At 73.6% G+C, this 18,439-nt stretch carries 14 protein-coding genes; 4 read left to right on the forward strand and 10 right to left on the reverse strand.

What is annotated here, in order from left to right:
• The first annotated feature begins 130 nt into the window (after nucleotides 1-130).
• A complete protein-coding gene (locus TEK04_RS06520; protein ID WP_336403513.1) occupies nucleotides 131-1,105 on the forward strand; it encodes a quinone oxidoreductase family protein in 975 nt (324 codons plus the stop codon).
• A gap of 99 nt (nucleotides 1,106-1,204) precedes the next feature.
• Here TEK04_RS06520 and TEK04_RS06525 read toward each other — a convergent pair whose 3' ends face one another.
• From TEK04_RS06525 to TEK04_RS06555, 7 genes are all read right to left on the reverse strand, one after another.
• The gene (locus TEK04_RS06525) at nucleotides 1,205-2,161 is read right to left on the reverse strand and encodes a VWA domain-containing protein (protein ID WP_336403514.1); all 957 of its coding nucleotides are present in this window, start codon (nucleotides 2,159-2,161) and stop codon (nucleotides 1,205-1,207) included.
• The gene (locus tag TEK04_RS06530) at nucleotides 2,158-3,093 is read right to left on the reverse strand and encodes a DUF58 domain-containing protein (protein WP_336403515.1); all 936 of its coding nucleotides are present in this window, start codon (nucleotides 3,091-3,093) and stop codon (nucleotides 2,158-2,160) included. The genes TEK04_RS06525 and TEK04_RS06530 overlap by 4 nt, the downstream gene beginning before the upstream one ends.
• The gene (locus TEK04_RS06535) at nucleotides 3,090-4,229 is read right to left on the reverse strand and encodes an AAA family ATPase (RefSeq protein ID WP_336403516.1); all 1,140 of its coding nucleotides are present in this window, start codon (nucleotides 4,227-4,229) and stop codon (nucleotides 3,090-3,092) included. The genes TEK04_RS06530 and TEK04_RS06535 overlap by 4 nt, the downstream gene beginning before the upstream one ends.
• Nucleotides 4,230-4,519: 290 nt before the next feature.
• Nucleotides 4,520-5,905 carry a C40 family peptidase gene (locus TEK04_RS06540; protein ID WP_336403517.1) on the reverse strand — a complete coding sequence of 462 codons (1,386 nt, stop codon included), beginning with the start codon at nucleotides 5,903-5,905 and terminating at the stop codon, nucleotides 4,520-4,522.
• 154 nt (nucleotides 5,906-6,059) lie between these two features.
• Nucleotides 6,060-7,811 carry an aa3-type cytochrome oxidase subunit I gene (gene ctaD, locus TEK04_RS06545; RefSeq protein WP_336403518.1) on the reverse strand — a complete coding sequence of 584 codons (1,752 nt, stop codon included), beginning with the start codon at nucleotides 7,809-7,811 and terminating at the stop codon, nucleotides 6,060-6,062.
• A 144-nt stretch (nucleotides 7,812-7,955) separates the two neighbouring features.
• Nucleotides 7,956-9,491 (reverse strand): AMP-binding protein, encoded by a 1,536-nt coding sequence (locus TEK04_RS06550; RefSeq protein ID WP_336403519.1) that lies wholly within the window; start codon nucleotides 9,489-9,491, stop codon nucleotides 7,956-7,958.
• A 31-nt stretch (nucleotides 9,492-9,522) separates the two neighbouring features.
• The gene (locus tag TEK04_RS06555) at nucleotides 9,523-10,575 is read right to left on the reverse strand and encodes a phosphatase PAP2 family protein (protein ID WP_336403520.1); all 1,053 of its coding nucleotides are present in this window, start codon (nucleotides 10,573-10,575) and stop codon (nucleotides 9,523-9,525) included.
• Nucleotides 10,576-10,756: 181 nt separating this feature from the next.
• On the opposite strand from TEK04_RS06555, the gene TEK04_RS06560 reads away from it, so the two are divergent.
• The 3 genes from TEK04_RS06560 to TEK04_RS06570 are packed head-to-tail and all read left to right on the forward strand — an operon-like array spanning nucleotide 10,757 to nucleotide 15,075.
• Nucleotides 10,757-13,591, forward strand: coding sequence for an aconitate hydratase (locus TEK04_RS06560; RefSeq protein WP_336403521.1), 2,835 nt, complete (start codon nucleotides 10,757-10,759; stop codon nucleotides 13,589-13,591).
• A 15-nt stretch (nucleotides 13,592-13,606) separates the two neighbouring features.
• A complete protein-coding gene (locus TEK04_RS06565) occupies nucleotides 13,607-14,368 on the forward strand; it encodes an SDR family oxidoreductase (protein WP_336403522.1) in 762 nt (253 codons plus the stop codon).
• Nucleotides 14,365-15,075, forward strand: coding sequence for a sirohydrochlorin chelatase (locus TEK04_RS06570; protein ID WP_336403523.1), 711 nt, complete (start codon nucleotides 14,365-14,367; stop codon nucleotides 15,073-15,075). The genes TEK04_RS06565 and TEK04_RS06570 overlap by 4 nt, the downstream gene beginning before the upstream one ends.
• A gap of 185 nt (nucleotides 15,076-15,260) precedes the next feature.
• On the opposite strand, the gene TEK04_RS06575 is transcribed toward TEK04_RS06570, so the two are convergent.
• The 3 genes from TEK04_RS06575 to TEK04_RS06585 are packed head-to-tail and all read right to left on the reverse strand — an operon-like array spanning nucleotide 15,261 to nucleotide 18,414.
• The gene (locus tag TEK04_RS06575) at nucleotides 15,261-16,055 is read right to left on the reverse strand and encodes a sulfurtransferase (protein WP_336403524.1); all 795 of its coding nucleotides are present in this window, start codon (nucleotides 16,053-16,055) and stop codon (nucleotides 15,261-15,263) included.
• Nucleotides 16,052-16,486 carry an SgcJ/EcaC family oxidoreductase gene (locus tag TEK04_RS06580; protein ID WP_336403684.1) on the reverse strand — a complete coding sequence of 145 codons (435 nt, stop codon included), beginning with the start codon at nucleotides 16,484-16,486 and terminating at the stop codon, nucleotides 16,052-16,054. The genes TEK04_RS06575 and TEK04_RS06580 overlap by 4 nt, the downstream gene beginning before the upstream one ends.
• A gap of 56 nt (nucleotides 16,487-16,542) precedes the next feature.
• Nucleotides 16,543-18,414 (reverse strand): ABC transporter ATP-binding protein, encoded by a 1,872-nt coding sequence (locus TEK04_RS06585; protein WP_336403525.1) that lies wholly within the window; start codon nucleotides 18,412-18,414, stop codon nucleotides 16,543-16,545.
• Nucleotides 18,415-18,439 lie beyond the last annotated feature (25 nt).

Here is an 18,439-nt window from a genome sequence, read left to right on the forward strand (position 1 = left end):
CTCGCGTTCTGGTCGACATCCGAGCGCGTCCGTCGATCGACTACCGGGGTCTCCGAGGCAGTGCGTCGTTCGGTGCTTCGTGCCGCAACGCTTGTGTTGAAGCTACATGCCAGCCCCTAGGGTCAGTTGCATGCGTGCCGTGCAGATCACCCGCTTCGGCGGCCCAGAAGTTCTCGACGTCATCGACCTGCCGGACCCTATCTCCGGCCCGGCTCAGCAGCTCTTCAAGGTGAGTGCTGCAGGAGTTGACTTCGCAGACACCCACCAGGTCGAGGACTCCTACCTCGCCCGCCAGGAACTGCCGCTCATCCCGGGCGCCGAGTTCGTCGGCACCCCGGTCGACGGCGGCGAGCGCGTCGTCGGCCTGCTGCTCGGGGGCGGGGGCTACGCCGACACCGTGGCCACCGACCCCCGCATGACCTGGCCGGTGCCCGAGGGCGTCACCGACGAGCAGGCGCTGTCGCTCGTCCTGCAGGGCACCACCGCCTGGCACCTGCTGCGCACCTCCACCCACCTCGTCGCGGGCGAATCGGTCGTGGTGATGGCCGGCGCAGGTGGCGTGGGCACCCTGGCGGTGCAGCTGGCCAAGCGCTGGGGCGCCGGGCGGGTCATCGCCACGGCGTCCTCCCCCGAGAAGCGGGCGCTGGCCGAGGAGCTCGGCGCCGACGCCACCGTCGACCCAGCCCTCGCCGACGACGACCCCAAGGCCTTCACCGCCGCGCTGCGCGAGGCCAACGGCGGCCAGCGGGTGGACGTCGTCCTGGAGATGACCGGTGGCGGCGTGTTCGACGGCGCCCTGTCCGCACTCGCCCCGTTCGGCCGCATCGCCGCCTACGGCATGGCCTCGCGGCAGGCGGCCTCCGCGGTGGCCCCGGCGTCGCTCATGGGCACCAGCCGCGCCGTCGTCGGGTTCTGGCTGGCGCACTGCACCGCCCGGCCGCAGATGCTCGACGAGGCCATGACCGACCTGCTCGCGCTCACCGCCGCCGGTGACCTGCGCCCGGTGATCGGTGGCCGCTACCCGATGACCGCCGTCCGCGAGGCGCACCAGGACCTCCGCGCGCGCCGCAGCACCGGGAAGCTGGTCCTCGACCCCGCCCGCTGACGTCCTACCCCACCGGGGTCCGTCCCCCGCCACCAGATCTCGTGGCGGGGGACGGACCTTCGTGCACCCCCCTGATCGACGCTGCGGGACGGGCGGTGGCTACAGCAACCGGTTGGTCCAGAGCAGGGACAGCACGACCCCCAGGAAGGCGACGAGCACCCCGCCGCGGACGAACCACGGGCTGATGTCCTGCGGCTCGGTGGTGTAGCCGATCTGGCTGCCCAGGTCGGCGTAGACCTGCTCCAGCTCCGAGGCACTGGCCGCCTCGGAGTAGCTGCCGCCGGTCTCGTCGGCGATCTGCTCCAGGGTGGCCCGGTCCACCGGCACCGGCTGCTGCTGACCCTGGATCTCGACGCTGCCGAAGTCGGTGCCGAAGGCGATGGTGGAGACCGGCACCTCGGCGGCGATCGCCGACTGCACCGCCTCCTCCGGCTCGCTGCCCTGCGTGCTGAACCCGTCGGACAGCAGGACCACCCGCGCCGGCGGCGGGGTCTCCCCAGCGTCGGAGAGGGTCGAGGTGAAGTTCTGGATCGCCGTCAACGAGGTGAGGATGGCGTCGCCGATGGCGGTGGCCTCGTCGAGCTGCAGGTTGTCGATGGCGGTGCTGACCTGCTGGCGGTCGACGGTGGGCGGCACGAGGGTGGTCGCCCGGCCGGAGAACGACACCAGCCCCAGGTTGATCCGTGGCGGCAGGATCTCCACGAACTCCTTGGCCGCGGTCTTCATCGCCTCGAACCGGCTGGGCTCGACGTCGGTGGCCTGCATCGACAGCGAGACGTCGAGCGCCAGCACGATCGTGGCCCGCTCGCGCGGCACCCGGACCTCGGTGGAGGGCTGGGCCAGCGACAGCACGAACGCCCCCAGCGCGAGCGCCACCAGGCCGAAGGCGAGGTGCCGGCGCCACCCCGGCCGCCTGGGCACCAGCGAACCCAGCAGTGCCACGTTGGTGAACCGGGCGGCGTACTTCTGCCGACGGCGCTGCAGCAGGACGTAGAGGCCGACCAGCGCCACGACGGCGAGCAGGCCGAGCAGCCACCACGGGGCCTGGAAGCTCATCCGACCGCACCCCCGGCCCGGCGGCGGTCGGCGACGAACCGCACGACGTCGGCCACCCAGTCGCGGTCGGTGCGCAGCCGCAGGTGGCCGGCCCCGACCCGGCGCAGCGCGCGGGCGATCTGCTCCCGCTGGGCGGCGGCACCCGCGGCGAACCGCCGGCGCACCTCGTCGTCCCCCGTGGGCACCTCCAGGGTCTGCCCGCTCTCGGGGTCGACCACGGTGAGCAGCCCGACGTCGGCCAGCTCGAGCTCGCGCGGGTCGACCACCTCGACGGCCAGCAGCTCGTGGCGCACCGACAGCGCGCGCAACGGCGCCTCCCAGTCGGCGTCGCCCAGGAAGTCCGAGACGACGCACACCAGACCGCGCCGGCGGGGTGGACGGCGCAGCGAGTCCAGCGCCGCCGCCAGGTCACCCCGCCGTCCGCCCTCGGCCCGTGGCGTGGCCACCACCTGGCGCAGCATGCGGTCGGCGGCCAGCCGCCCGGGCAGCGCCGGGTAGCGGTCGACCCGCTCGCCGGTGGTCACGACCGCGCCCAGGCGGTTGCCGTCGCGCACCGTGAGGTGCCCGACGGCGGCCAGGCCGGCGATGGCCAGGTCACGCTTCTCGCAGTCGGCCGTGCCGAAGTCCAGCGACGCCGAGAGGTCGAGCACCACCCACGTCTCGAGCTCGCGGTCGGCGATGGTCTCGCGGACGTAGGGGGTCTGCGTGCGCGCGGTGACGAACCAGTCCATGCGCCGGACGTCGTCGCCGGGGTGGTAGGGCCGGGAGTCCCCGGCCTCGGTGCCCGACCCGGGCACCAGCCCCAGGTGGTCGCCCTGCAGCAACCCGTCCAGCCGCCGCCGCACCGTCAGCTCCAGACGGCGCAGCAGGACGTCGGCGTCCCCGCCGGCCCCGAACCGGGTGGGCGGCGGTACGGCGCGGGGCCCCGTCACGCCGACTGCGGGCCCTGCGGCTGCTGCCCCTGCGGCCCCTGCGGCGCCTGCATCCCCCACGGGCCCTGCGGGACCTGCGGGCCCCCCGGCGAGGCCGGCCCGAAGCCGCCGGCCCGCTGCCGCGGGGACACCTGCGGCAGCGGCACGCTCTGCACGATCCGCTTGACCACGTGGTCGGCCGGCACCCCGTCGGCCAGCGCGTCGTAGGACAGCACCAACCGGTGCCGCAGCACGTCGGCGGTGATGTCCAGGACGTCCTGCGGCAGCACGTAGTCGCGCCCGCGCACCAGCGCCAGGGCCCGGCTGGCCGACACCAGGCCCAGCGTGGCGCGGGGGCTGGCGCCGTAGGTCACCCAGTTCGCCACGTCGGCCATGCCGTGCTCGCGCGGGGCCCGGGTGGCCACCACCAGCCGGACGACGTAGTCGACCAGTGCGTGGTGCACGAAGACGCCGGACGCCGTCCGCTGCAGCCGGCGCAGGTCGTCGCCGCCGAGCACGGTCTCGGCCTGCGGGGGGTACGCACCCATGCGGTAGACGATCTCCCGCTCCTCCTCGGGGCTGGGGTAGTCCACCAGCACCTTCATGAGGAAGCGGTCGCGCTGGGCCTCGGGCAGCTGGTAGACGCCCTCGCTCTCGATCGGGTTCTGTGTGGCCAGCACCAGGAAGGGGTCGGGCAGCGGGTGGGTGACGCCACCGATGGACACCTGGCGCTCGGCCATGACCTCCAGCAGCGCCGACTGCACCTTGGCCGGGGCCCGGTTGATCTCGTCGGTGAGCACGAAGTTGGCGAACACCGGACCCAGCTCGGTGTCGAACGAGTCGCGGCCGGCCTTGTAGATCCGGGTGCCGATGATGTCGGCCGGCACCAGGTCGGGGGTGAACTGCAGGCGGGCGAACGACCCCCCGACTGCGGTCGCCAGGGTCTCCACCGCGAGGGTCTTCGCCACCCCGGGCACGCCTTCGAGCAGCACGTGGCCCCGGGCGAGCAGGCCGACCAGCATCCGCTCGACGAGCCGCTCCTGGCCGACGATCACCCGCTTGACCTCGAAGAGCACCCGCTCGAGCAGGGCGGCGTCGGTGGCCGGGGGGACGTGCTGCTGGGTCGGTGCGGGCGAGCTGCTGGCAGCGCTGGTCACGTGGCTCCCTGGTCGAGGCGGCGGGGCTGGTGTCGGACTGGACGACCCGTCGTCCAGTGTCCTACACCGGCCCGGTCGGCGACTGCTGGCGCTGTCCCGGTGACCCCCGCTGCTGCTACCGTGGACCACGCGTCGGGCAGCTCCCCCCGTGGCTGCCCGACGCCCGACGTGCGAGAGGGCCCGGACCGCCGCAGCGGGACCGGCCCCCCGGTGTGGGCCCCCCCCCCGCGGTGCTTGTGGGGCGGTACCGCTGCGGCGGTCCCGGCCCTCTCGTCGTCAGGCGCTCGTCGTCAGGCGCTGGGACGCACGGCCCCGAAGTAGGTGGAACCGAAGCGCATGGTGCTGACCGTGACCTGCTGCCCACTGGTGGGTGCCTCGATCATCTGGTTGCCGCCGATGTAGATCGCGACGTGGAAGATCGAGGTGTAGTCGGAGCGGTTGTTGCCCCAGAACACCAGGTCGCCCGGCTCGAGGGAGGTCGAGCTGACCTGGCGGTCGCGGAAGTTCCACCACTGGGCCCGGCTGGTGCCGCCGATGCGGATGCCGGCCTGGGCGTAGGCGTACTCGGTCAGGCCGGAGCAGTCGAAGCCCCACACGCCGGCGTCCTCGCCGATGCCGTTGCTGGGCCCGTTGGCGCCCCCGCCGCCCCAGGAGTACCAGATGCCCAGCTGCGTGCGGGCCGCGCTGATGGCCCGCTGGGCGGTCGAGGCCGAGGGCGCCCCGGCAACGCCGGTCGAGCCGGTCGAGCCGGTCGAGCCGGTGGACCCCGTCGAGCCGCCCGAACCCGTCGACCCGGTCGACCCCGTCGATCCCGTGGAACCCGTCGAGGGGCGACTCGTCGACGGCGTCGACGTCACGACCTGGGTGGTCGGACGGGTCGCGACGGCGGTCGCTGCGGCCCGTGCCGCGGCGGCCTGCTGCTCGGCGACCTGCCGGGCACCCTGCATCCCGTAGAGGGTCTGCTGCGCCGCGGTCAGCTGGGCCTGCAGGTCGGCGGTCTGCGCCGACAACGCCTCGGCCTGCGCCCGGGCAGCGGACTCCTGGCTCTGCGCGGCGGCCAGCGACTGCTCGGCCTCGGCCTGCAGCGTGGTGGCCTCGGTGAGGGCGGTGGCCGCCTCGGTGCGGGCCTGCTCGGCCTGCCCCTGCAGCACGGTCAGCTGGTCGAGCACGTCGGAGCGGTCCGAGCCGGCCGCCTCGAGCAGCGCCGCCCGCTCGAGGAACTCGGTCGGGCTGCCGGAGGTGAGCAACGAGGTGAAACCGGGGCTGGTGGACCCGTCCATGTAGCTGCTGCGGGCGAAGTCGTCGACGGCGTCCTGCCCCTGGGCGCGCGCCACCACGGCCGCGTCGGAGGCCGCGACGGCGGCATCGGAGTCGGCCTGGGCCTGCGCGGCGACGGCCTTCTTGTCCTCGTAGTCCTGCAGCGCGATCTGGGCCTGCTGGTGCGCGGCGTCGGCCGAGGACTGCGCCGCCGCCAGCTGGGCGGTGATCGCGCCGACCGCCGCGGCGGCCTGGTCACGGGCCGAGGCGGCGCCGGCGAGCTGGCTGTCGGTGGGGTTCTGCGGCGCGGCCTGCGCCGTCCCCGGCGCGATCCCGGCGGCGAGCGCCGCAGCCAGCAGCAGACCCCCCGTGCGGACGGCGACCCGGCTCCGGACCTTGCTGGCGTTCGTGCTGCGCACCGGTTGACAACTCCCCTGCGCCCGCGGCGGCCCGTGGCACGTCCCCGGGACCGCGGTGCGCGTTCGACCACGGAGCACCACCGCGCGGTGGCGCCGCAGAGGGAGTCGTCGCAGGTGGGTGGCGACTTGACCGGTCCCACCCGATGGAGGGAGGTCAGGTGGGGTCGGGGTCGCTGCGGCCCTGGCGGGTCCCGGTGCCGGTCATGGCCTCGCTGGCGTAGGGCTGGTCGCGACCGGCGTGCGCCTCGGCGTCCAGCCGTTCCCGCAGGTGCGGGTAGTGCAGGTCGAAGGCCGGACGGTTGGACCGGATCCGCGGGACCTGGGTGAAGTTGTGCCGCGGCGGGGGGCTGGTGGTGGCCCACTCCAGGGAGTTGCCGTGCCCCCACGGGTCGTCGACGACGGCGAGCTGGCCGTGCCGCCAGGACATAGCGAGGTTGTACAGCAGCGGGATCATCGACGCGCCGAGGACGAAGGACCCGACCGTGCTGACGGTGTGCAGCACGGTGAACCCGTCGGAGGGCAGGTAGTCGGCGTAGCGGCGCGGCATGCCCTCGGCCCCCAGCCAGTGCATGACCAGGAACGTCGTGTGGAACCCGACGAAGGTCAGCCAGAAGTGCACCTTCCCGAGCCGCTCGTCCATCATCCGGCCGCACATCTTCGGGAACCAGAAGTACAGCCCCGCGAAGGCCGCGAACACGATGGTGCCGAACAGCACGTAGTGGAAGTGGGCCACGACGAAGTAGCTGTCGTGCACGTGCCAGTCCAGCGGCGGCGAGGCCAGCAGGACGCCGGTGAGCCCGCCCAGCAGGAAGGTCACCAGGAACCCGACGGAGAACAGCATCGGCGTCTCGAAGGTCAGCTGACCGCGCCACATGGTGCCGATCCAGTTGAAGAACTTGATCCCGGTGGGCACCGCGATCAGGTAGGAGAGGAACGCGAAGAACGGCAGCAGGACGGCGCCGGTGGCGAACATGTGGTGCGCCCAGACGGTCAACGACAGGGCGGTGATCGCGATCAGCGCGAACACCATGCCCTTGTAGCCGAACAACGGTTTGCGGGCGAAGACCGGGATCACCTCGCTGACGATGCTGAAGAACGGCAGCGCCACGATGTAGACCTCGGGGTGGCCGAAGAACCAGAACAGGTGCTGCCAGAGCATCGGGCCACCGTTGGCGGCGGTGAACACCTGCGCGCCCAGGTGCCGGTCGGCCAGCAGCGCCAGCAGTGCGGCGGTGAGGACGGGGAAGGCCAGCAGGACGAGGATGGCGGTCACCAGGGTCGACCAGGTGAAGATCGACATCCGGAACATGGTCATCCCCGGTGCCCGCAGGCAGATGATCGTGGCGATGAAGTTGACCGAGCCGAGGATGGTGCCCAGTCCGCTGACGACCAGCCCGGCGACCCACATGTCGGCCCCGGCACCCGGGGAGTTGGCCACGTCCGACAGCGGGGTGTAGGCCGTCCAGCCGAAGTCCGCCGCGCCGCCCGGGGTCACGAACCCCGAGACCACGATGAGCCCGCCGAAGAGGAACAGCCAGTAGGAGAAGGCGTTCAGCCGGGGGAAGGCCACGTCGGGTGCCCCGAGGTGCAGCGGCACGACCAGGTTCGCGAACCCGATGAAGGTGGGGGTGGCGAACAGCAGCAGCATGATCGTCCCGTGCAGGGTGAACAGCTGGTTGTACTGCTCGTTGGACAGGAACTGCAGCCCGGGCCGGGCCAGCTCCCCCCGCATGAGCATCGCCATCAGCCCGGCCAGCAGGAAGAAGCCCAGCGCGGTGGCCAGGTACATCAGGCCGATCGTCTTGTGGTCGGTGGTGCGCAGCAGCGCCAGGAGCCGGTCACCCCGCCGCGGGGCCGGCACGTTCGACGGCCGGGTGATGATCGTGGACGGCGTCAGCAGGCTCACGGAGCGCTCCCAGCGGGCAGCCCGGCGACCGACCGCCGGGTGGGGACTCGTTGGCTCCGAGGTGCCCCCGACGCTAGGGGAACCGGCCCGGGCCGGCACCCGCGGGGCTCAACGGCCCCGGGGGGGGGCCGGCCCCGACCCCGGTCAGTTGACCTGGCGCTCCTGGCCCTCCCAGAAGTCCTGCCGGAGCTTGAACTTCTGGATCTTGCCCGTGGCGGTGCGCGGGATGGCCTCGCGGAACTCGACCTTCTTCGGCAGCTTGTAGCCGGCCAGCCGGGTGCGGCAGTGGGCGACGAGCTCGGCCTCGGTCACCGTCTGCCCCTCGGCGAGGACGACGAGCGCGGTCACCCGCTCGCCCCACTTCTCGTCGGGCACGCCGATGACGGCGACCTCGGCGACCGCGGGGTGGCTGAACACGGCATCCTCCACCTCGATGGAGGAGACGTTCTCGCCGCCGGTGATGATGACGTCCTTCTTGCGGTCGGAGATGGTGACGTAGCCACCCTCGTCGACCGTCCCCCCGTCGCCGGTGTGGAACCACCCGCCCGCCAGCGCCTCGTCGGTGGCCTCCGGGTTGTCCCAGTAGCCGGCCAGCACGGTGTTGCCCCGCGCCAGCACCTCGCCGGACTCGCTGACCCGGATGCGCGTGCCCAGCGCCGGGACCCCGGCGCGCGAGAGGTTCTTGGCCCGGTCGAGCGGGTCGAGGCCGTCGTCCTCGGACCGTGACCGGTTCACCGTGAGCAGCGGGGAGGTCTCGGTGAGGCCGTAGATCTGGTTGAACTCCCAGCCCAGCTCGGCCTCGACCCGGGCGATGGTGCGCGAGGGCGGCGGGGCGCCGGCCACGACGATGCGCATGCGGTCCCGCCCGGGCACCGGCCCGTCGAGGTCGGCGGCGGCCTCGAGCGTCGCGTTCCAGACCGCCGGCGCCCCGGCGGCGAAGGTCAGCCCGTGCTGGTCGACCCGGCGCAGGATCTCGGGCCCGTCGACCTTGCGCAGCGCGACCTGCTTCACCCCCAGGCCCGCCGCGGCGTACAGCAGCCCCCAGCCGTTGCAGTGGAACATGGGCAGCGTGTGCAGGTAGGCGTCGCGGTCGGACAGCTGCATGTGCAGCCCGAAGGTAACGGCGTTGATCCAGATGTTGCGGTGGGTGATCTGCACACCCTTGGGCCGGGCCGTCGTCCCCGACGTGTAGTTGATCGTGGCGGTGGCGTCCTCGTCGGGGTCGGCCCACTCGCGGGGAGCGGTGTCGACGTCCAGCAGCTGCTCGTACTCCTCCCCCAGCACGAACCGGTGCGGCGCGGTCACCCCGGCCAGGGCCCCGTCCAGCTCGGGGTCGACCATGAGCACCGAGGCACCGGAGTGCTCGACGATGTAGCGGACCTCCTCGGCCGCGAGCCGGAAGTTCACCGGCACGCAGACCCGCCCGAACGACGGCACCGACAGCAGCATCTCCAGCAACCGGGCCGAGTTGTGGCTGACCACGGCCACCCGCTCGCCCACGCCCACCCCCAGCCGGTCGAGCCCGGCGGCCAGCGCCCGGCCGCGCCGGGCCACCTCGCGGTAGGTCACCTCGCCCAGCGAGGGAGCCGGCTGGACGGGTTCGTCGACGACGCCGACCCGGTCGCCGTAGACCAGCTCGGCGCGGTCGATGAAGTCGCGGGTGGTCAGGGGCACGCGCATGCCGGCTCCGGGGGGTCGGGGCCGACCGGGGTCAGCCGCGGAGGGTGGTCGACGTCACGCTAGCGCCGTGCCCCGACAGCCGCCGTCGCAGCCGCCGCCGCAGCCGCCGCGCGACCCGCTCCGCCCGCGGCGCCACCCGGCAGAACACCGCCGCGTAGACCGCGCCGAGCACGGTGTCGACGACGTAGTGCTCCCCGGACCAGACCAGGGCCAGCGGCATGGCCACCGCGTAGGCCACCAGCAGGGCGCGCTGCCAGCGCCGCCGGACCACCCGCAGGGCGAACAGGCACACCAGGACGGCGAAGGCGGTGTGCAGCGACGGGACGGCGGCGACCGGGTTCACCTGGCCCTGGCCGGCGTGCAGCAGGGCCCCGGCCCGGGGCAGCCCCAGCACGGCCCAGCCGTCGCCGCTGAGCCGGTGCACCTCGCCGACGACGCCCTCCCGCGCGGCCAGCCAGGGCGGGGCCGCCGGGTACAGGACGTAGGTGGCCAACCCGGCCAGCGAGAGGGCCACCACCAAGCGGGCGATGCGACCCCAGCGGGCCCGGTCCCGCACCCACAGGACGGCGAGCACCACCGGGGTGACCACGAAGTGCGAGCTGTAGACGAGGGTGACCAGCACGGTCAGCCAACCCGGTGCGACGAGGTGGTGCTGCAACCACACGGTCGGCACCGCGCCGAACAGCCAGGCGTCGGCCGCGGCCGGCTCGGTGACGTGGACGGGCGCGCCCAGCGTGTTGGCGATGCCCCGGCTGGCGTCGTAGAGCAGCAGCACCGCGCCCAGCGGCACCCAGTCGGCCAGCAGGCGCACCCCCGAGCGCCAGCCGCGCCCCGCGCAGCGGCAGGCCAGGCCGGCCAGCACCCAGAGCAGGACGCTGAGCCGGTCGGTGGGCACCCCGTTCACCACGCAGAGCGCCGCGAGGGCCGCCGCGTGCAGCGTCGACAGCCCGGCCCGCAGCCCCCGCCCCCGGTCGTGCGCCCCGACGGGACCGGGGACGCCGACGGGAACGCCGGCGGGGACGCCGCCCGACGGGACGGTGACGGGGGCGGCAACCGCGGGGACCGGGAGCGCCGTCGTCGTCACGGGCGAGACCGTAGGGCGTCGCCGTCCGTTCGTGGGGCGTTCTGCGCACCGTTCCCGGCACGTGTCGTGACCTGGGCCACCCGACCCCAGGAAGGGTTGCCTAAGGCCGCACGTGGCGGCGGGGGCTGGGATGATGGCCGGTGGCAACGAGAGCGGAACCAGCGAGGGTGAGGCGGCAACAGTGGTAGCCAGCAAGGACAGCTTCGGGGCACGGGCGACGCTCGACGTCGACGGCACCGAGTACGACATCTTCCGGCTCGACGCGGTGGAGGGCTCGGCGAAGCTTCCCTTCAGCCTCAAGGTCCTCCTGGAGAACCTGCTGCGCACCGAGGACGGCGCGGACATCACCGCCGACCACATCCGGGCGGTCGCGAACTGGGACCCCTCCGCCGAGCCCGACCAGGAGATCCAGTTCACCCCGGCCCGCGTGGTCATGCAGGACTTCACCGGCGTGCCCTGCATCGTCGACCTGGCCACCATGCGCGAGGCCATGGCCGACCTCGGCGGCGACCCGGCGAAGATCAACCCGCTCGCCCCGGCCGAGCTGGTCATCGACCACTCCGTCATCTCCGACGTCTTCGGCACCCCCGAGTCCTTCGAGCGCAACGTCGAGATCGAGTACCAGCGCAACGGCGAGCGCTACCAGTTCCTCCGCTGGGGCCAGGGCGCGTTCGACGACTTCAAGGTCGTCCCCCCGGGCACCGGCATCGTGCACCAGGTCAACATCGAGCACCTGGCCCGCGTGGTCTTCCCCCGGCCCGAGGGCGACCGCGTGCTCGCCTACCCCGACACCTGCGTCGGCACCGACTCGCACACCACCATGGTCAACGGCCTGGGCGTGCTGGGCTGGGGCGTGGGCGGCATCGAGGCCGAGGCCGCCATGCTCGGCCAGCCGGTGTCCATGCTCATCCCCCGGGTGGTCGGCTTCAAGCTCACCGGGCAGCTGCCCGACGGCGCGACCGCGACCGACCTGGTGCTCACGATCACCGAGATGCTGCGCAAGCACGGCGTGGTCGGCAAGTTCGTCGAGTTCTACGGCGCCGGGGTCGCCGAGGTCCCGCTGGCCAACCGCGCCACCATCGGCAACATGAGCCCCGAGTTCGGCTCCACCGCCGCGATCTTCCCGATCGACGGCGAGACCATCCGCTACCTGCAGCTGACCGGCCGCTCGGCCGAGCAGGTCGCCCTGGTCGAGGCCTACGCCAAGGAGCAGGGCCTCTGGCACGACACCGCCGCCGAGCCCGCGTTCTCCGAGTACCTCGAGCTCGACCTCGGCACGATCGTGCCCTCGATCGCCGGCCCCAAGCGCCCGCAGGACCGCGTGCAGCTCACCGACGCCAAGGCCGCGTTCCGGGCCGCGCTGCCCGACTACGCCGGCGACGACGACGCCGACCCCGACTCGGCCGCCGCCGAGGGCTCGAAGGTCGACGAGGCCGTCGAGGAGACCTTCCCGGCCTCCGACCCGGTCTCCCCCTCCACCGGGTCCAACGGCGACGCCGGCAAGCCGCACACCGTCGTCCCCGACAAGGTGCCCGGGCGGGCCTCCAAGCCGACCAAGGTCGTGCTCGAGGACGGCACCGAGACCTACGTCGACCACGGGCACGTCACGATCGCCTCGATCACCTCGTGCACCAACACCTCGAACCCCTCGGTGATGATCGGGGCGGCGCTGCTGGCCAAGAACGCCGTCGAGCGCGGGCTCACCAGCAAGCCGTGGGTGAAGACCACGCTGGCGCCGGGGTCCAAGGTCGTCATGGACTACTACGAGAAGGCCCAACTCACGCCCTACCTGGAGAAGCTCGGCTTCTACCTGGTCGGCTACGGCTGCGTGACCTGCATCGGCAACTCGGGCCCGCTGCCGGGCCCGGTCAGCGACGCGGTGAACGAGGCCGACCTGGCCGTGGTGTCGGTGCTCTCGGGCAACCGCAACTTCGAGGGCCGCATCAACCCCGACATCAAGATGAACTATCTGGCGTCCCCGCCGCTGGTCATCGCCTACGCCCTGGCCGGGTCCATGGACGTCGACCTCGCCACCGAGCCGCTGGGCCAGGACGCGGAGGGCAACGACGTCTTCCTGCACGACATCTGGCCCTCGCCGCACGAGGTGCAGTCGGTCATCGACTCCTCGATCACCTCGGAGATGTTCACCGAGGACTACGCCGACGTCTTCGCCGGTGACGAGCAGTGGCGCTCGCTGCCCACGCCCGAGGGCGACACGTTCGACTGGGACGCCGAGAGCACCTACGTGCGCAAGCCCCCGTACTTCGAGGGCATGGCCGACGAGCCGGCCCCGGTCGAGGACATCACCGGCGCCCGCACCCTGGCGGTGCTGGGCGACTCGGTGACCACCGACCACATCTCGCCCGCCGGCTCGATCAAGGCCGACTCCCCCGCCGGGAAGTACCTCTCCGAGCACGGCATCGAGCGGCGCGACTTCAACTCCTACGGCTCCCGCCGCGGGAACCACGAGGTCATGATCCGCGGCACCTTCGCCAACATCCGGCTGCGCAACCAGCTGGTGCCCGGCACCGAGGGCGGGGTCACCAAGAACCACCTGACCGGTGAGACCACGACCATCTACGACGCCTCGCGCGCGTACATCGACGCGGGCATCCCGCTGGTGGTGCTGGCCGGCAAGGAGTACGGCTCGGGCTCCTCGCGCGACTGGGCCGCGAAGGGCACGGCGCTGCTGGGCGTCAAGGCCGTCATGGCCGAGAGCTACGAGCGCATCCACCGCTCGAACCTCATCGGCATGGGCGTGCTGCCGCTGCAGTACCCCGAGGGCCAGAACCGCGAGTCGCTCGGCCTGACCGGCGACGAGGAGTTCACGATCACCGGGGTCACCGCGCTCAACGACGGCACGACGCCGCGCACGGTGAAGGTGACGGCCAGTTCCCCGGGGTCGGAGGCGATCGAGTTCGACGCCCGCGTCCGCATCGACACCCCCGGTGAGGCGAATTACTACCGCAACGGCGGGATCATGCAGTACGTGCTGCGCTCGCTGCGCAACGCCTGACCCGACGAGCACGACGTGGACCTGGGTCTGGGTGGTCGCGGGTACCTGCTCACCGGCGCGAGCCGGGGGCTGGGGTTCGCGACCGCCCGGGCCCTGGTCGACGACGGAGCCCGGGTGCTGATCAGCTCCCGGACCTCGTCGTCGGTCGACGCCGCGGTCACCTCGCTCGGCGGGGCGCCCGCGGCGTACGGCCTGCCCGCCGACCTCGCGGCACCGGGTGCGGCAGCCGAGCTCGTGGCCGCGGCCGTGCGCGACCTGGGGCGGGTCGACGGCGCCCTGGTCTCGGTCGGCGGACCGGCGCCGGGGCGGGTGCTCGAGACCGACGAGGCCGACTGGCGCGACGCCGTCGACTCGGTGCTGCTGGGCACGATCCGGCTGGTCAAGGCGCTGGTCCCGGTGCTCGGCGAGGGCGCCGCCATCGGGCTGGTCCTCTCGACGTCGGTGCGCCAGCCCATCCCGCACCTGGCCATCTCCAACGGGCTGCGCCCGGGCCTGGCGATGACCGCCAAGGCGTTGGCCGACGAGCTCGGTCCCCGCGGCATCCGGGTGCTCGGGCTCCTGCCCGGCACGATCGCCACCGACCGCATCACCGACATCGAGGCCGCCAGCGGTGAGCCCGAGGCCATGCGGGCCCGCACCGAGGCCGACATCCCGCTGCGCCGCGTGGGCCGGCCCGAGGAGTTCGGGAAGGTCGCCGCCTTCGCCCTCTCCCCCGCCGCGAGCTACCTCACCGGCACCATGATCCCGGTCGACGGCGGCATCACGAGGGCGCTGTGACGGCTACGCCGCCGGTACTGGTTGCGTGCGCGCACGGCACCCGCAACCCCACCGGCCGTCGGCTGGTCGCCGAGCTCGCCCTCGCCGCCCGCCGGCTGCGCCCGGGTCTGACCACCAGCGCGGCGTTCGTCGACGTCCAGCCGCCCACCGTGGTCGACGTCGTCGCCGGGCTGGACGGCCCGGCCGTCGTGGTGCCGGTGCTGCTGTCGGGCGGCTACCACGTGCACGTCGACATCGCCGGCGCCGTGGAGCAGCGGGTCGACACCGTGGCCGCCCGGCCGCTGGGCCCCGACCCCCGGCTGGCCGAGGTGCTGCACGCCCGGCTGGTCGAGGCCGGCGCCGACCCCGCCGACCCCGGCACTGCCGTCGTCGTGGCCGCGGCCGGCTCCAGCGACCCGCGAGCCACCGCCGACGTCGAGCGCACCGCCGCTCTGCTGCAGGAGACGTGGGCCGGGCCGGTCAGCACCGGTTTCGGGTCCGCCGCGCAGCCGCCGGTGCCCGAGGCCGTCGCGGCGGCCCGCGCCGCCGGGGCCACCCGCGTGGCGGTCGCGGCCTACCTGCTGGCGCCGGGGCACTTCCGCGACAAGCTCGACGACGCCGGTGCCGACCTGGTCACCGCCCCGCTGCTACCCGACGACCGCATCGCCGCCGTCCTGCTCGACCGCTACGACGCCGCCATCGCCGGTGCCCGCCCCCGCCCCGTGTGACCCCTCGCGGTGCCCCGCGCCCGCGTCCCCGCTGGATGCGACTCATCGCGGTGTCCCGCGCCCCCGACCCCGCTGCATGTGACATCTCGTGGGGTCCCCCGCCCGCGACCCCGCTGCATGTGACATCTCGTGGGGTTCCGCGCCGGCGACCCCGCTGGATGTGACTCCTCGCGGTGTGGCTGCGCTCAGTCGCCGGTCGCGATCGGGCGCGAGGGGTCGGCGGACCACTCCGACCACGAGCCGGGCCACAGGGCGGCGTCCACCCCCGCGACGGCCAACGCGGCGACCTCGTGGGCCGCGGTGACCCCGGAGCCGCAGTAGACGCCCACCGCCGTCCCGGGGGTCACCCCGAGCCCGGCGACGTGGTCGGCCAGGTCGGGGCGGAACCGGCCGGCGGCGAGCAGGTCGGTGGCCGCCAGGTTGACCGCACCCGGCACGTGCCCGGCCACCGGGTCGACCGGTTCGACCTCGCCGCGGAACCGCTCGGCCGCCCGGGCGTCGAGCAGCAGCCCGCCGGACCCCGGCAGCGCCGCGGCCTCGTCGGCGGTGAGCACCGGCATGCCACCGGGCTCCAGGACGACGTCACCGGGCTCCGGCACCACCTCGCCGGTCTCCAGCGGGCCCGTCCAGGCGGCCAGGCCGCCGTCGAGGATCGACACGTCGACATGTCGACCCCAGCGCAGCAGCCACCATGCCCGGGCCGCCGCCGTCCCGGGGCCGGCGTCGTGCACGACGACGCGCGACCCGGCGGAGATCCCCCACCGGCGGGCGGCTGCCTGCAGGTCCTCGATCGCCGGCAGCGGGTGCCGGCCGGCTGCGGACGGCGGGGCGGCCAGCTCGGTGTCCAGGTCGACGTACACCGCGCCGGGCAGGTGGCCGGCCAGGTACTGCTCGTGGCCGTCGGTGCGCCCCAGCGCCCAGCGCACGTCGAGGACGACGGCACCGGCGACCGCGTCCGGCCCCACCAGGACCGGGCTCACCCGGCCAGCTCCGCGGCGAGGGTGGCGACGGCGTCGGCGGGCGCGGTGCGCGAGGCCGGGGTGGCGGCGAAGACGGCGATCTTCCACCGGCGGCCGTCCCGGACCAGCACCAGGGTGTGCACGGCGACGAGGTCGGGGTGCAGCGAGCCGTCGGGGGCGGGCATGCCGGCGATCGCGACCAGCACGGCGGCGTCGGGGCCCATCCCCCGCACCGACCGGACGGTGCCGACGTAGGGCGGGGGCGCGTGGTCGGCGAAGATCCGTCGCAGGTCGGCGGCGAACTGCAGCCGCCCGTGGTGCTGGGTGCCGTCGAAGCCGACCACGTCGGCGTCGTCGGTGAGGGTGGCCGCCTGGCGGGCGGCGCTGTGGGCGTTCCAGCCAGCCAGGTACTCGGCGTAGACGGCGCGGATCTCCGCGTCCTCGGGGTGCACGACGGACAACGGGGCTCCTGGGGGTGGTACGGGTGGGACCCCTGTGACGCTAGTGGTCAGGCCTGCACCGGGGTCGGTGACACGGGGGCGGGGGCGAACTGGGTGCGGTACAGGTCGGCGTAGCGGTGCCCCAGCTCCAGCAGCTCCTCGTGCGTGCCCTGCTCGACGATCCGCCCCTCGTCGACCACGAGGATCTGGTCGGCGGCGCGGATGGTCGAGAGCCGGTGCGCGATGACCAGCGAGGTGCGGCCGGCGAGCGCGGTGTCCAACGCCTTCTGGACGGCGGCCTCGCTCTCGCTGTCCAGGTGGGCGGTGGCCTCGTCGAGGATGACGATGCCCGGCGCCTTGAGCAGCACCCGGGCGATCGCCAACCGCTGCTTCTCCCCGCCGGACATGCGGTAGCCCCGGTCGCCGACGACGGTGTCGAGGCCGTCGGGCAGGGAGGCCACCAGCGCGGCGATGCGGGCGCCGGTCATCGCCGCCCACAGCTCGTCGTCGGTGGCCTCGGGGCGGGCGTAGCGCAGGTTGGCCCGGATGGTGTCGTGGAACAGGTGCGCGTCCTGGCTGACCACGCCGATGGCGGCCCGCAACGAGTCGGCGGTGGCCTCGCGGACGTCGACCCCACCCACGCGCACGGCGCCGGAGGTCACGTCGTAGAGGCGGGGCACCAGGTTCGCGATGGTCGACTTGCCGGCGCCGGAGTGGCCGACGAGGGCGACCAGCTGGCCGGGCTCGGCGCGGAAGCTGACGTCGTGCAGCACCGGGCCGGAGTCACCCTGCTCGGGCAGCGACAGCTCCTCCAGGGAGGCCAGCGACACCTCGGCCGCCGACGGGTACCGGAAGCCCACCCGGTCGAACTCCACCGAGCGGTCGTCGGCCGGGACGGGGCGCGCCGTCGCGGACTCGGCGATCATCGGCTGGAGGTCGAGCACCTCGAAGACCCGGTCGAAGCTGACCATGGCGCTCATGACGTCGACCCGGACGTTGGACAGCGCGGTCAGCGGGCCGTACAGCCGCGACAGCAGCAGGGCGAGGGCGACCACCGCGCCCGGGGTCAGCGACCCGGCGAAGGCCAGCGAGCCGCCCAGGCCGTAGACCAGCGCGGTGGCCAGGGCGGCGACGAGGGTCAGCGCGGTGAAGAAGGTGCGGCCGTACATGGCCGACAGGACGCCGATGTCGCGCACCCGGGCCGCGCGTCCGCGGAAGGACTCGGCCTCGACCTCGGGTCGCCCGAACAGCTTGACCAGCAGGGCCCCGGCGACGTTGAACCGCTCGGTCATCGTGGCGTTCATCGACGCGTTGAGGCCGTAGGACTCGCGGGTGATCTCCTGCAGGCGCGCGCCGATGCGCTTGGCCGGCAGCACGAACAGCGGCACCAGCACCACCGACAGCAGGGTGATCTGCCAGGACAGCGTGAGCATGACCCCGGCGGTGAGCACCAGGCCGATGGCGTTGGAGACCACCCCCGACAGGGTCGAGGTGAAGGCCTGCTGGGCGCCGATGACGTCGTTGTTGAGCCGGCTGACCAGCGCGCCGGTCTGGGTGCGGGTGAAGAAGGCGACCGGCATGCGCTGCACGTGCTCGAAGACCCGGGCGCGCAGGTCGTAGATGACGCCCTCGCCGATGCGCGCGGAGTACCACCGCTGGGCCAGCGAGCTGCCGGCGTCGAGCAGGGCCAGGCCGGCGATGAGCAGGGCGATGCGCACGATGTCGGCCGCGGTGCCCTGGAGCCCGGCGATGCGGTTGACGATGTCGCCGGCCAGCAGCGGCGTGGCCACCCCGATCACCGCCGACACGACCACCAGGGCGAGGAAGAAGGTCAGCTCGCGCCGGTAGGGGCCGGCGACGCCGAGGATGCGGCGCACCGTGCCCTTCGGGATCTCGCGAGCCGGCCGGACGTCGCGGCGGAAGGACCGCATCGCCGCCATCGACGTCATGTTCGGGGTCACGAGC

This window comes from Klenkia sesuvii (genome assembly GCF_037083825.1).
In the GTDB taxonomy this organism is placed as follows: domain Bacteria; phylum Actinomycetota; class Actinomycetes; order Mycobacteriales; family Geodermatophilaceae; genus Klenkia; species Klenkia sesuvii.

What these genes read in the sequence shown, in the direction of transcription:
- TEK04_RS06520 (WP_336403513.1), top strand. Translation starts at nt 131, where the DNA reads ATGCGTGCCGTGCAGATCACCCGCTTCGGCGGCCCAGAAGTTCTCGAC.
- TEK04_RS06525 (WP_336403514.1), bottom strand. Translation starts at nt 2,161, where the DNA reads ATGAGCTTCCAGGCCCCGTGGTGGCTGCTCGGCCTGCTCGCCGTCGTG.
- TEK04_RS06550 (WP_336403519.1), bottom strand. Translation starts at nt 9,491, where the DNA reads ATGCGCGTGCCCCTGACCACCCGCGACTTCATCGACCGCGCCGAGCTG.
- TEK04_RS06585 (WP_336403525.1), bottom strand. Translation starts at nt 18,414, where the DNA reads ATGGCGGCGATGCGGTCCTTCCGCCGCGACGTCCGGCCGGCTCGCGAG.